Here is an 11920-nt window from a genome sequence, read left to right as displayed (position 1 = left end):
GTCACTGGATCACGACACTGGTGACTGTGATTCTTGGGGCAGGGGCAACCCCCTTAATCTACCAGGTTGGCGGTGATTATTTGGAGGGGCGATGGTCTAGTAAGGGCGTTACTTTGTACCTCCATTCGGTGCCGCTTCAACGAGGTGAACCAGTTTACTTCTTCTATGCGAGTCCTAGTCTTGCTAATGGTGAGCGGCTTATAGTTCCTGTTGAGCTGGCTGTTCAAAATGAGTCAGAAAAAGTAGTCAAGAGAGTTGCTCTGTCGCTTAGGTATCCTAAAGGTTCAGAGCGCCAGAAAATTCCGAATGATATCTTTAGATCTACGGGCTCGATTAGCGCTAAGGATGTAACTCTGGATGTCAATGCCAGTGATGAGTTTGTATACGCAAATCACAGGATTTTATACATGCCTCCAAAGGATCATATTAACTTTGTGGATGGCGCGTTTTCTGTGTCTGTGGCTAGAGCCGGTCGGAGCTATCTGTCGATTCCATCTGGCTTAGATGTCAAAGCTTCTATGTCCAGCGAAAGTAGCGCCAGTGAAGACTGGGAGTTAAGATATCGTGCTGTTTCAGCCGAAAATACCAATCAGTTGCGGGATTGGGTTAAGCTTGATTATGGCCAGAAACTAGCTAGAGAGCTTCGTGAGAGTGAGGGGTTTCTGAGATATCTCTGGGGCTGGGTAGTCTCTAAGAAAGTCTCGGTATTCGGATTTTATCCAAGTTATAGCTATGAGCCAAAGATGAAGGTGTATGTTCCTGAAAATAACCCTAGAGAATACAAGGTGTTCAGGTTTAGCCCATATTCGCGTGATTTAATTTTCAATGATGCTGGGTGATTGGGTTTTCGATAGATGGCCATAGTTAATGGTTGGAGTACGTGAGCCAATTTAATAAGCTGGCTCACTCGCTGCAGTGTCTCACTGGAAGAAAAAGCTACGCTGCTTTCTGAACTCGATAAAGTCCTTGGCAGTGATTTGGTTTCGCCTTTTTCCACCATTCAGTGTGATTACATCAAGCTCGCTGCTTCCTAGGATAGCCTTGTTGATATCATCGCTGTGGGCAGGAGTATGATTATAGATTTTTTCGAAAAACTCCTGTACCAGGACTGGGCGGCCTGTGTCGCAGAGAAATTTTGGGATGTCGTCTGTAAGCTCCTCCTTTGCCTGGTCTCTTGCCGACTCATTGAAGAGATATAGGTTTTGGTTTTGCTCCTCACTAGGGTCGTAGGCCAGCATATTCAAGCCAGCTCTACCGAAGTGAGCCTGGGTCTCACTGTTCTGGTGAAGTACGTCGTTGTATACTTGGCGGGCTCTGTGTTTATTTGCCAGGTGCAGCAACCAATAGCGCCAACCATTTGGATTGTTTATCGAAAATGGGCTAACAAACCTAGCGCACTTTTTGAAGTTTTCGAAGACCAGTCGTTCGGCTACGCCCAGCCATGAGTTTTTGGACTGCAGCTTTTCAAGAGCTTCGAAATCCTGAACGCTTAATTTCAAATAAGCGAGCTGTGAGGCCAGGGTTTGAGGGTCGTGCTGTTTCAAAAAGGCCGTCAAAGACGAAATCATGAATGTATAAAAGACCTCAACAGAGTCATTGATAGCCATCATGTCTGCCAGAGTATCTACTTGGACGTGGCTGTGTCCGCACTGGTCTAAGTTGAATATAATATTTGTGTATTTTTCAGAATTTATTTGGGCCTTGATCTCGGGGTAAATGGCCTCAAAGAAATTGCTGAAATAATATGGCTTTATCGTTAGGAAACGATTAGAAATAGTGTGCTCAAGAAGAATAGGGTTGAGATGACCTTTTAATATCTCTATTACGTTCTTGTCGGCATCGTTTAGGATGAGGCAGCACTCTATCTCAAGAAGCGGCAGGTTCTCACTCATCCTGTAAAGGTTAATGTCGAGGATGGCTCGACTCAGCTCCTCTACGAAAATTATAGGTGATCCGGCAGATCCACACTCATAGCGGCCAGCACCGCTAAACCCGTCGACGATAGCAAGGCGAAACCTCCTTACCATGGGTTTGCAGCGTGTCAGGACGTATTGGTAGAAATACTCGCGAAGAATCTGATGCTTTTTCCTTGAATGCTCGAGTAGGGTGGCACCTTGCTCCCAAGCATAGCTCTTTCCGACCATGAAACGTCCTTATCTGGCTACGGTAGATCTACAGGGCCATGCCTACCAACTTGACAGGCATTTCGTCCCAGGTCTTGCCACGATATTCTCTACCGTTGGCTTTTTTCGAGCGGCGAACATTGTCTTTACCCCATGTTCCCCACTGCTTAAAGAAAAACGCAGTGCCGCTCTCCAGGCACTGGCTATAGATCTCGTCGATCCAGCCTTCTTTGATAGGTCGAGCCTTGTTGCCGCTCTCGCCGCCGACAATGGCCCAATCGATGAGTGATAGGTCGATCGGGCCTACAGGGCCAATGAGGGGTTCAAAGGAGATGAAGCGGATCTGCGCCGGGGTCTCTTTCAAGAACTGGACACGTTCAGCCGCATCCGCATCCTCGACAGAGGTGCCCAGCCAGACGTTCGGCAGCACCTCAGTGATGACCTCATTCAGGATCTGCTTCATCCGCTCAGGTCGCTTCGTCAGGATCTGGTAGTTGTGGTGTGGTGTCTCACGCATCACCTTCCAGACCGCAATGATGAACTCTTCGCTTACCTTCTCGTGGAAAAGGTCGCTCATGGAGTTGACGAAGACTTTCCTAGGCTTCTTCCAGCGATACGGGATTGCCAGGGAATCGTGGTCTTCGACGATTGAGCCGTTCCAGACGATGCGTTTGTTCTTCTTGCGGGTGAGCCCAACGTACTTGGGGGTACCCATGGCTTCGAGGCGACGCGCCATCTCCATGGCATAGCAGTTTTTGCACCCAGCGCTGATGATGGAGCAGCCGGCTACTGGGTTCCAAGTAGAGTCCGTCCACTCGATTTGTGTTTCTGCCATATCCCTTCCTAGCTCCTCGTTTGCGTTCCTAACTGGCGCATTTCTGACCGAGAGAGCCGAATTCGGTGGCCATCATAATGAATTCCTATCCCTATGGGCAGCCATCGGAGGGGGCTAGCGGCTCGTATCATTGCGCACTGTATGGATGAACAGTATAGCGCGGAAAGCCCACTCAAGAGATCTGAAAACCTCATGGAGTGTCATTAATGCGTCATAATTTACAAATATGGGACGTAATCAAAAGGCTACTATTGAATGCGTTTTTCAAAAACGGAGCTCTATATATTTGAAATCAAAAGAAAAGCTGTTGTGTCCCAGCTTCCAAGGCTCTCCCGCGAGAAACTGGCCTGAGCATCCACCGCTTTTGTCGTGGCCCTACCGTTTTCTGCTGCTAGATTGACTAAAATTTGAGCAGTTCACATAGAGGAATGGCGCGGCTGGAATCCCTGCTTGCATGATCGTTCTTTGGGGCCGCAAGGCCCCGGCTCGCTTTTGGTGCCAAACAGGCATGTAAATAATCCTGTTTTTTTTGTGGGTATTTGTCTGGGGGTTGACAGGTGATGGGCACGCATAAAAGCAGTGGGACTCTTCAATGAAGCCGTCAGTTGCTCTTAAGGGCAAGCGGGATCAGGTCAGGCGAGTCGTCGAAACTTACGGTTTCGTCTCACCAAAGCTCTTTGGATCGACAGCCAGAGATGAGGATCGTGAGGGGAGTGATCTGGATCTTCTTGCAACCATTCCAGATGCTTTGGTTGGAAAGATCTCATTGTTCGATATCGCAGATCTTGAAGCCGAGCTGTCGGAACTGCTCGGGGTTGCGGTCGATTTCAACATTGCTAACAACATGCCCGACCACCTGAAAGCGGTGGTCAGTGCCGAGGCGATTGATCTGTAACGCCTGGCCGGCAAAGCGTTAGATGATCACTTAGGAGAGACAAACATGCTGGCGATGATTCGAGCGTCCAAGAGCGCATGGTGAGGCAACGGTGCTCCATCGTTGCAAGCGTCCAGGGTAGTTGCATCTGTAGGCCTGTTGATCACGTTGCTCGGCCAGCGTCCGTTTACATAAGCCAGCTCGCAAAACAGCTCCCAATCGTACTGTGGTGCGTCGGTCACAATCTCTAGTGTCTCCATGAAGCCTTCGAGGAAGGCCAGGAGCGCGTCACGTGCAGCCACAACGGGCATCGCATAGCTCCCATGCCAGAGCTGTGGGAGCACAATATCGATCACGAAATCGCTACAGTCTTCAGTGCTCCACGTGTCCAACAATTCCACGTAGAATTCCTTACCGTTTTCAGCGACCAAGGCAAGCGAGATCAGTTTGGCTGCCGACGACAGCTGAGTGAATTCGCAATCAAGGTAGAGCTTCAAGACAGTGACTCCTTTCGCATGAGTGGCAACCGCATCGACATTTCACAAGAGGCCCTTCTCTGGAAAGCGGCTCTGGATCATTTCGGGCAATCTGAGCTGTACCAGGTCGTCGTCGAACTGTGGCAAGGGGCAGGGCCTGCCGCAAGGCCAACGGTCGAATATCTGGATGAGCATGATGTAGGCCCTGAGGTGATTAATTTACTGAAAATTGCCCAGGTGGAAGTGGACGGTGTCGTGCCTTTCAGAGAGGACTCCTCAAACCGCGTGACGCTGTACAGCCGGCACGCCCAGCACCTGGTTGGTGGCCTGCTGGAGAAGATGCCTGCCACTAAGCTTACCCAGACCATGCGGGCGGCTCGGCTCTCCACCCAGCTTGGGATGTGACCATTCCCTAACAAACAAGGTACCGACCTGAGCGACAGCTAGAAGAGAGGCTGTTGTCATGAGGACATTGCATTCTGTGCTCGCTAGGGTAGCGTGCCTACCTTTCATGCTTCCCTTGCCGCAAGCGCAATGGTAATTTGCCACTATCGAAGGCAGGCGCTCCGCTTTTTGCGGAGGCAAGGGAATAGTCATTCAGCCTGCATTGGAGAGGATTCCACCTGTGCTTTTGGATCAATTGACCCACGATCATCAACGTCTCGCGTGGATGCATGCGGTACTGGTGTTGTCGAAAAAAATAGGCATTGGAAGTGCCAAAGCCAATGATGATCTCAGAAAGTCATTGTTGCAGGCCGGATCGCTTGAGAATATATATAACGATCACTTCACAATGATTCCGGTGGAGGAGGACGTTGGCCTTAAGGTTTTTGAAAAAATCAAGAAGTTCACAGCAGCTTACGATGTCGTAACTTGCTTGGATGAACGCTATCCAAAAGTCTTACTAGATTATCCAGGTACTCCACCAGTTCTGTATTTCCAAGGCGATCTTGCACTGGCCTCTGCAGAAAAAACTATTGGTTTTGTGGGCACCAGAGAGCTATTCGATGAAACTCACCGTGACCATGGGCGACGGGTCGTTCGTCGTCTAGCCAGATCTGGCTTTGAGGTTGTGGTTAGTGGATTGGCTGAAGGTTCAGACACGTTAGGGCATGAGACTGCTATCCAAAATGGCGGTCGAACAATTGCAGTTCTGGGTACGCCGTTGAATATGCACTATCCAAAGAGTAATGCTGCCCTGCAAGATGAAATTGCAGCCCGTCACCTTGTTGTTACTGAATATCCAATCGGTATCGGCTCGTTCGGCTCGTACTTTGCAAATAGAAATAGAACAACGGTTGCCTTGTCCTCCGGAGGAATTGTCGTCGCTAGGGCAAGTGATAAGAGCGGCACCCAACACGCGATTCGAATCTGTCTAGAGCAGAATAAACCTGTGTATGTCCTGGAAAATAACATTCGAGAGTCATCCTATACATGGGTTGTAAAGAACAAGGATAGGATAAAGGTGATTAGGGAGAATTTCGATGCAGGTGATTCTATTTGATTTGGATTTTACCCTGGCAAACACGCTAAGTTGCCAACCATATTTGACGAGTGTTAAAGGTAGGGAAGAAGTTTTAAATTTCTTGAGTCGCTCGCCACTTGAAGTGTCTGGTTACGGCAAGGAGTTGATTGAAAGCTTCAATGCCGCAGCTGATAAGGATTTTAGTATCGCGGTTGTCTCAGACTCTCCGAAGAATTATTGTATTAAAGTGTTGGAGTGCTGTGGTTATAAAATTGATTCGCGATTGGTTTTTGGGAATCAAAAAAAACCATTAGTTGATTTCGATTCGCTCAAAAATAGCTTGGCAGATGTGCTTGGGGTGGGCGTTTCAGAGATGAATTTTCTTGTTGTTGGTGATAGCCCTAAAGATATTTATTTTGCTCACCAGATCAGGGCGCCTTCAGTATTTGCGGCGTGGGGTACCCGCTACCCAGTAGCACAAGTTGAGCGATCACAGCCTTCAAGGACGGCATCGAATTTTCAGCAGTTGAAGAATCATATAGATGATTTCTTGCACAATAAGCTTGGTTTTGTTTTTCACGATTTTTATCAGGGCTATAATCTTTTTGATCCTGATTTTTTAACTGTAAAGCTGCTGGGTGATGAGTCTGTTGGATACGCTCGTGAATATGTGCCTTATTTTGAAAATTACAGGGACAGTCGAGATAAATATTCGTCCCTTGATCTGAGGCAAATAGTAAAGCATGCAAAGAATTATGAGGTTTCGCACCATCAACATAGCTTTAAGATGAAGCACTACGGTAGTGGTGGGTTCTATGATACGACGCGGTCGTTAAAGAGTCTTGCTGGAATATATAAGCGGGACTTTGTTAGGTGGCTTAATCAGCTCGGTGTTCATGGTACTGTCCTTTTAGTGCCTGTGCCACCTTCTGTGCCGCAGGAGTGCAATCTCAGTAACCCAGTGGCATTGATCTCGGAATGGTGGAGTGGTTGGGTTTCAGACGAATCTGATAATATTGATGTCGTTAATTTCGATGTTTTCCGCCGAATCGTACCCAAGCAGTCCTCACATAGCACTCAAGGGCGGCGGCATATGGATGATCAATTTCCTACTTTAGGGGTTGAGCATGGATCATGCTACAAAGGCGTTAAAGTTAACTATGTGATCATACTGGATGATGTTGTTACCTCTGGCTCGCATATGAATGCTATCGCATCAATAATTTCTTCAACTTCAGTAGTTCCGGGTAGTCCGAAGATTTTAGGGTATGCCTTGTTCAAGACCGTACACCCAGAAAATGACTCTTCAATTGATAGTTTGATTGACTTTAGCTTTCTCGAGTGATTGCTGGCCTTTTTTTGTGCCAACTGGTTCGAAGCGTGGGCGGCCTAGCTCTTAAATCTCCAACGGTTCTCACTACTCTAGAGCTGTTGCATCACTTTCAGATTACTGCAGACTGAGCGAGTTTCGAGGTGTGACTCAGCTATAAGTCACGTCAAGCTCGCCACTGGCTTAACGACGCTACCGATACTTTGACCAACCTGGCCGGCCATCAAGTTCTTCCAAAAGATCATCGTCATCATTTCTCGCACGATAGCTGTTCGACACAGGTCGAGGATCGAGCTCTTCGAAATTCAGGATTGACTGGGTCTGTCTTGTGGGAGCGTGGTAGGTAGCTTGTTCGTAGCAGGCGAATCGCCGAGCATCATCACTTGTGCTCCAATCAGTCCCCTCGATATCTGCCTCATGAAGGCCGCTGATTCCGGTCTTGTGCGCCTTGGCTGCTGCAGAGTTTTGAGGGAGCGGGATCCCCTTAGTGATCCACACCCGGGCATCTCGCAAGGCCTTCGAGCCAATCGAGTATTTGACCACGCCATCTTCAGCGACAACGAAAGCCAGATGGCCTTCAGAGGCCTGTGCAAATTTGGATGCAATGCAGGAACGAGAGGCCTGGAAGTAATCAGCCAGGTCAGCAAGGCTCTCCAAGGAAAAGTCTCGCTCCTCAGTAAATGGCTGAATCATTGCCCAGGGAACCAAGCACTCGGAAGCGAAGAGGTCACACGAAACCTCTTCCGGATGACGCCCGGTAAAGCGCTCTAGCTCATCACCAGGCACCTTATCGCCGTGCTTGGATGGGAGCTCAAGGACATGGTGTGCGATTTCATGAAGGATCGTGAAACGCTGTCGAACCGGGCTGTCCTTTTCGTTGACGCAGATGTGCTTCTGTCCACGCCTTTCGAAAGTGTTACCTGCTTCACCTTCCTCAAGCTCCACACGTGAAACCTTGAAGCCCAAGTGGAGCGCAAGTGCCTCGACATCAACGGGTGCTGTGTTGATGCCGGCGTCTTTCAGCAGTTTTCTAGCTCGTGAGATGACAACGTTTTCGTCCATGAAAGCCCTCGTCGTTACATTTGCTGGATGAGTTGGATCCGCTTGAGCCAGGCATCCTCGGTGTTGGGACGCTCACCTCGGAAGCTCATAGTTGCCACGTCTTCAAAGTCCAGCCACGGGATGTCCACTCGAGAGACCATCAGGCGGTATAGGGAGTCCTCAACCGTGACCGACTTGGCCAGCAGCTTGAACACCTCCACTTCGCGCTCATCCAGCTCAAGCGCATGACTCAGGCGGTCGACGACTTCCTCAGAGGGTGCCGCTCGATCTCCCTTCTCCAGTCTCCAAATGTATGCGTGATCCAAGTCGCCTGCACGTCTCTCCAGGTCACGAAAGCTCAGCTCTTTCCGTTCACGCATGGTAGCGATGAACCCGGCCAAATCCATTTTTTTCTCCAACCTCTTGCATTGCCCAAACGGGCGGGAGTAGTCTGTTGCCTAGCCAGGCAACAGCTCGCGATTCATGATCCATGATAAGCGGCTTTTTTTTGAAGTCCACTGTTGTCTGGCTGGACAACGACCCTAGGGTCGTTTTTTAAAGACGGTGGTGTTGTCTGCGTAGGCAACAGCTCATTTGGTTCACATACGAGGATTCACCCATGAGTCAGTTGAACGATTTTGAGGTTGAGGACGTGGCTGCCGCCGTCTTGGCGGGCCGCGAGGTGCGTGAGCACGGCCCGTACAAAATTCAGCTCGGCAACGATGCTCTGGAGTACCGGCCACTGGTGATCGCTGACCCTGTTCCAACCGGGCAGCAAGTGCTGGAGGCTGCTGAGCTCCGCCCAGTCGACGAGTACCTGTTGTTCCAAGTGCTCACCAATGGGCACCTGGAGCTGCTCAGCCCCAGTGAGACGACCGACCTGCGTCAGGCCGGCATCGAGAAGTTCCTGGCGTTCAAAAGCGACCGCACCTTCCGTTTCTTCATCGATGGGCGGGCTCAGGACTGGGGGGCTCAACGCATCTCTGGTCGCACGCTTAAGAAACTGGCCGGCGTGGATGCTCAGAAATACGACATCTTCTTGGTAATCCCAGGTGATGACGATGAGCTGATCGAAGACCGCGACCTGTTTGACCTGGCACGCCCTGGTGTCGAGCATTTCGCTGCCGTGGAAATCAACATCAAGGTGTTCGTGAACACGCAACCGATGTTCGTCCACTCGCGCAACCTCACCTACTGGGAAGTGGTACGGCTGGCCTACCCGGAAGCCGTGCCGGATCCGAACGCCCAGTTCACCGTTACGTTTGCGAAAGGTCACGAAGGTAACTCCATGACCAACCTGGTCGATGGCCAACACGTCCGTATCAAGAAGGGGATGCACTTCAATGTCACACCAACTGATAAGTCGTAGTCCTCACCTCCTGCGCCTGCGTAACGAGGGGTACAACCTTGAGACCAAAGAAGGTTATCTCTTGGTTCGAGATGTGCCTTACGTGAACGCTCAGCGCCAGGTGTGCAAAGGCGTGTTGGTCATGGCGCTCAATCTGACCGCTGATGTAGCGGTCAGCCCGAGCGACCATACGGCACATTTCATTGGTGACTGCCCTTGCGATTCGCAAGGGCGTCCCCTCGAGCAAATCATCAATAGCAGCGGTACCAATCAGTTGTTGTCGGATTTGGTCGTGAACCACTATTTCTCGGCCAAGCCCAAGGCGGGCAACTATGCCGACTACTACGAGAAGGTCTCGATCTACGTATCGATTCTGAGTGGCCAAGCTCAGGCGATAGATCAGGACGTCACCGCCAAGACGTTCGCACCGTTCCGATCCGATGTGGAGGATACGGTTTTCGCTTACACCGACACGGCGTCGGCACGCGCTGGTATCGGAGCGCCCACCGGGAGGTTCAAGGGGCTGAAGGTAGCGGTGGTTGGATTGGGTGGTACCGGAGCTTACATCCTGGATCAAGTTGCTAAGACGCCGGTGGCTGAGATCCATCTCTACGATGGTGACGTGCTCCAGCAGCACAATGCGTTTCGCTACCCGGGTGCCGTTTCCTTCACCGACCTCCAGCGGGGAATGAAGAAGGTCGAGTACCTCAAGGAGAAGTATGGGGAGATGCACCGCAACATCATGGCCCATCCGTGCATGATCACTGCTGAGAATGTCGCTGAGCTGGCAGCTTTCGACTACGTGTTCCTCAGCGTTGATAACGCTGCTGTACGGGATTTGGTGGTGAAAGCACTTCGAGGTACGCGAACCTCGCTTCTTGACGTCGGCATGGGTGTGCACCTGGTGGGCGATACGCAACAGGTCTGGGGGATGTGCCGTGTAACGACGCTCACACCTGGGCATCATGAGCACGCGAATCGCACCATGCCGCTCACAGAAAACTCTGCAGAGGATGCCTATCGCTCGAACATTCAGATCGCTGACCTGAATGCACTCAACGCGGTACTCGCGGTTGGTACCTGGAAACGGCTCTGTGGGTTCTACGTCGACCAAGTCCAGGCCGACCACTTCACCTACTCGACCAACCTCAACGAGATGGGCAACAGTGAGGAGCGCCCATGACCATCAAGAGTCTCACACCTCAGTTCGTTGAGAGCTTCCCGCAGAAGCTGGAGCCCGGTGAGCTGTACTTGGCAATGGAGTTCGCAACCGCAGCGCACCTGTGTGCCTGTGGTTGCGGCAACAAAGTGATCACCCCGTTCTCACCAACCGATTGGCAGATGTCATTCGATGGGGAAACGGTCTCGCTCAAGCCGTCTATCGGCAACTGGTCGTTCAAGTGCCGCTCTCATTACTGGGTGCGATCTGGCCGCATTGAGTGGGCCGGCGACATGTCCCAGGCGGCGATCAATGCCGGGCGCAAGCGTGATGCCGAAGCAAAAGCACGAGTGCAGGCGAGCAGGTCGGAGCAGCAAGTGGTTCGTGAGCCGACACCGCAGGCCCGGGAGCAGGCCGAGGTAACGTCTTTTATCGGCAAGCTCAAAAAATGGCTCGGGTTCTGATCCCTGGCGACGACCAGAGACGTATCTATAAAAGAACGGGCCCGTACTGGAGGAGGGGCCCTTTAACAAAACTCCCCACTCTTTTCTCTCCCTCCAGCTGGGTCGCCTCCACGCTGGCTCGTAGCTCGCGCAGGCAGAGTGTCATCATTTTCTGCACCATAATGGTGCGAAAATAATGGCAAATTACACTTTAAGTGTATGATTGCCTTGTGCCATACTCGATTTATCCAATGATTCTTGCCTAGCTAGGGCACCTCTGTGATGGAGGTTTTGGCGTTTCAGCGCCTCCTAGCCGGGAGAGATGCGTCCAGCCTTGCTTGGGAAGAGCAGAGCTGTGACGGCGCTACCGTTTGGCAGATCCTGAGGCTGTTTGTTCGTGAACCTTGGAGCTTTTGCTCGGTCTGAACTACAGTCGTGATGCCGCTTGTCGGCTAACGATAGGTACTGCTTGTGGAGCTTGGCGACCGGATTCGATAATCCGCGCCGCCGCCGCAAGCGCGTCGGTACCACGTTGCTGTCCAGTGGAGTCAGTGGTCGCGCATTTGGATTCGTTGATGCACCGTGGAACCAATATTCTTAGAGGATGGAGCTATGACTCTGGAGCGTATGATCGAAGAGGCCCGTAACCGGAAGGGTTCTCATGAAGCCAGCCTTAAGGCGGCTCGTGATCGCATGGCCGACACCAACAATCGTCTGGCACGTGAATTCGCTAAGCAAGAAGTCACCGCGACACTGCTGGCCAAGACCTGCAGCCTCTAACAAATCTCTTTATACGAAAGCAGCCTGATGGGCTGCTTTTTTTTGC

At 51.0% G+C, this 11920-nt stretch carries 14 protein-coding genes; 9 read left to right on the top strand and 5 right to left on the bottom strand.

Annotated elements, in window-relative coordinates; genetic code table 11:
* Positions 1-20 precede the first annotated feature (20 nt).
* Positions 21-839, top strand: a complete 819-nt coding sequence (locus C4Q27_RS29245; protein ID WP_158666118.1) for a hypothetical protein — start codon at positions 21-23, stop codon at positions 837-839.
* An 81-nt stretch (positions 840-920) separates the two neighbouring features.
* On the opposite strand, the gene C4Q27_RS03155 is transcribed toward C4Q27_RS29245, so the two are convergent.
* Entirely contained in the window at positions 921-2144 is a 1224-nt protein-coding gene (locus tag C4Q27_RS03155; RefSeq protein ID WP_104886458.1) for a three-Cys-motif partner protein TcmP, read from the bottom strand.
* A gap of 28 nt (positions 2145-2172) precedes the next feature.
* A complete protein-coding gene (locus C4Q27_RS03150) occupies positions 2173-2958 on the bottom strand; it encodes a phage Gp37/Gp68 family protein (RefSeq protein ID WP_104886457.1) in 786 nt (261 codons plus the stop codon).
* A 592-nt stretch (positions 2959-3550) separates the two neighbouring features.
* Here C4Q27_RS03150 and C4Q27_RS03145 point away from each other — a divergent pair.
* A complete protein-coding gene (locus C4Q27_RS03145; protein WP_104886456.1) occupies positions 3551-3853 on the top strand; it encodes a nucleotidyltransferase family protein in 303 nt (100 codons plus the stop codon).
* Positions 3854-3879: 26 nt separating this feature from the next.
* On the opposite strand, the gene C4Q27_RS03140 is transcribed toward C4Q27_RS03145, so the two are convergent.
* Positions 3880-4329: a 3'-5' exoribonuclease gene (locus C4Q27_RS03140; RefSeq protein WP_104886455.1), complete on the bottom strand. Its 450-nt coding sequence runs from the start codon at positions 4327-4329 to the stop codon at positions 3880-3882.
* A gap of 18 nt (positions 4330-4347) precedes the next feature.
* Between C4Q27_RS03140 and C4Q27_RS03135 the strand changes: the two genes are divergently transcribed.
* From C4Q27_RS03135 to C4Q27_RS29240, 3 genes are all read left to right on the top strand, one after another.
* Positions 4348-4713 carry a hypothetical protein gene (locus tag C4Q27_RS03135; RefSeq protein WP_104886454.1) on the top strand — a complete coding sequence of 122 codons (366 nt, stop codon included), beginning with the start codon at positions 4348-4350 and terminating at the stop codon, positions 4711-4713.
* Between the two features lie 220 nt (positions 4714-4933).
* Positions 4934-5812 carry a DNA-processing protein DprA gene (locus tag C4Q27_RS03130; protein ID WP_104886453.1) on the top strand — a complete coding sequence of 293 codons (879 nt, stop codon included), beginning with the start codon at positions 4934-4936 and terminating at the stop codon, positions 5810-5812.
* The gene (locus C4Q27_RS29240; RefSeq protein WP_158666117.1) at positions 5793-7118 is read left to right on the top strand and encodes a hypothetical protein; all 1326 of its coding nucleotides are present in this window, start codon (positions 5793-5795) and stop codon (positions 7116-7118) included. The genes C4Q27_RS03130 and C4Q27_RS29240 overlap by 20 nt, the downstream gene beginning before the upstream one ends.
* A gap of 177 nt (positions 7119-7295) precedes the next feature.
* Here the strand turns inward: C4Q27_RS29240 and C4Q27_RS03125 are convergent, their stop codons facing one another.
* Positions 7296-8165 (bottom strand): ImmA/IrrE family metallo-endopeptidase, encoded by an 870-nt coding sequence (locus C4Q27_RS03125; protein ID WP_104886452.1) that lies wholly within the window; start codon positions 8163-8165, stop codon positions 7296-7298.
* Between the two features lie 14 nt (positions 8166-8179).
* Positions 8180-8551, bottom strand: coding sequence for a helix-turn-helix transcriptional regulator (locus C4Q27_RS03120; RefSeq protein ID WP_104886451.1), 372 nt, complete (start codon positions 8549-8551; stop codon positions 8180-8182).
* Between the two features lie 212 nt (positions 8552-8763).
* On the opposite strand from C4Q27_RS03120, the gene C4Q27_RS03115 reads away from it, so the two are divergent.
* From C4Q27_RS03115 to C4Q27_RS29380, 4 genes are all read left to right on the top strand, one after another.
* The gene (locus C4Q27_RS03115; RefSeq protein ID WP_104886450.1) at positions 8764-9513 is read left to right on the top strand and encodes a multiubiquitin domain-containing protein; all 750 of its coding nucleotides are present in this window, start codon (positions 8764-8766) and stop codon (positions 9511-9513) included.
* Entirely contained in the window at positions 9488-10675 is a 1188-nt protein-coding gene (locus C4Q27_RS03110) for a ThiF family adenylyltransferase (protein ID WP_104886449.1), read from the top strand. The genes C4Q27_RS03115 and C4Q27_RS03110 overlap by 26 nt, the downstream gene beginning before the upstream one ends.
* Positions 10672-11115, top strand: a complete 444-nt coding sequence (locus tag C4Q27_RS03105) for a DUF6527 family protein (RefSeq protein WP_104886448.1) — start codon at positions 10672-10674, stop codon at positions 11113-11115. Before C4Q27_RS03110 ends, C4Q27_RS03105 begins: the two co-directional genes overlap by 4 nt.
* 591 nt (positions 11116-11706) lie before the next feature.
* Positions 11707-11874, top strand: coding sequence for a hypothetical protein (locus C4Q27_RS29380; protein WP_170831807.1), 168 nt, complete (start codon positions 11707-11709; stop codon positions 11872-11874).
* Positions 11875-11920 lie beyond the last annotated feature (46 nt).

The sequence above is a fragment of the Pseudomonas sp. SWI36 genome, from assembly GCF_002948105.1.
Taxonomy (GTDB): Bacteria; Pseudomonadota; Gammaproteobacteria; order Pseudomonadales; family Pseudomonadaceae; genus Aquipseudomonas; species Aquipseudomonas alloputida.
This window is presented reverse-complemented; position numbering and strand designations above follow the sequence as displayed.

Excerpts from the sequence above, each read along its gene's own strand:
- C4Q27_RS03155 (WP_104886458.1), bottom strand. The coding sequence starts at position 2,144 with ATGGTCGGAAAGAGCTATGCTTGGGAGCAAGGTGCCACCCTACTCGAG.
- C4Q27_RS03150 (WP_104886457.1), bottom strand. The coding sequence starts at position 2,958 with ATGGCAGAAACACAAATCGAGTGGACGGACTCTACTTGGAACCCAGTA.
- C4Q27_RS03145 (WP_104886456.1), top strand. The coding sequence starts at position 3,551 with ATGAAGCCGTCAGTTGCTCTTAAGGGCAAGCGGGATCAGGTCAGGCGA.
- C4Q27_RS03135 (WP_104886454.1), top strand. The coding sequence starts at position 4,348 with ATGAGTGGCAACCGCATCGACATTTCACAAGAGGCCCTTCTCTGGAAA.
- C4Q27_RS29240 (WP_158666117.1), top strand. The coding sequence starts at position 5,793 with ATGCAGGTGATTCTATTTGATTTGGATTTTACCCTGGCAAACACGCTA.
- C4Q27_RS03125 (WP_104886452.1), bottom strand. The coding sequence starts at position 8,165 with ATGGACGAAAACGTTGTCATCTCACGAGCTAGAAAACTGCTGAAAGAC.
- C4Q27_RS03120 (WP_104886451.1), bottom strand. The coding sequence starts at position 8,551 with ATGGATTTGGCCGGGTTCATCGCTACCATGCGTGAACGGAAAGAGCTG.
- C4Q27_RS03115 (WP_104886450.1), top strand. The coding sequence starts at position 8,764 with ATGAGTCAGTTGAACGATTTTGAGGTTGAGGACGTGGCTGCCGCCGTC.
- C4Q27_RS03110 (WP_104886449.1), top strand. The coding sequence starts at position 9,488 with ATGTCACACCAACTGATAAGTCGTAGTCCTCACCTCCTGCGCCTGCGT.
- C4Q27_RS03105 (WP_104886448.1), top strand. The coding sequence starts at position 10,672 with ATGACCATCAAGAGTCTCACACCTCAGTTCGTTGAGAGCTTCCCGCAG.
- C4Q27_RS29380 (WP_170831807.1), top strand. The coding sequence starts at position 11,707 with ATGACTCTGGAGCGTATGATCGAAGAGGCCCGTAACCGGAAGGGTTCT.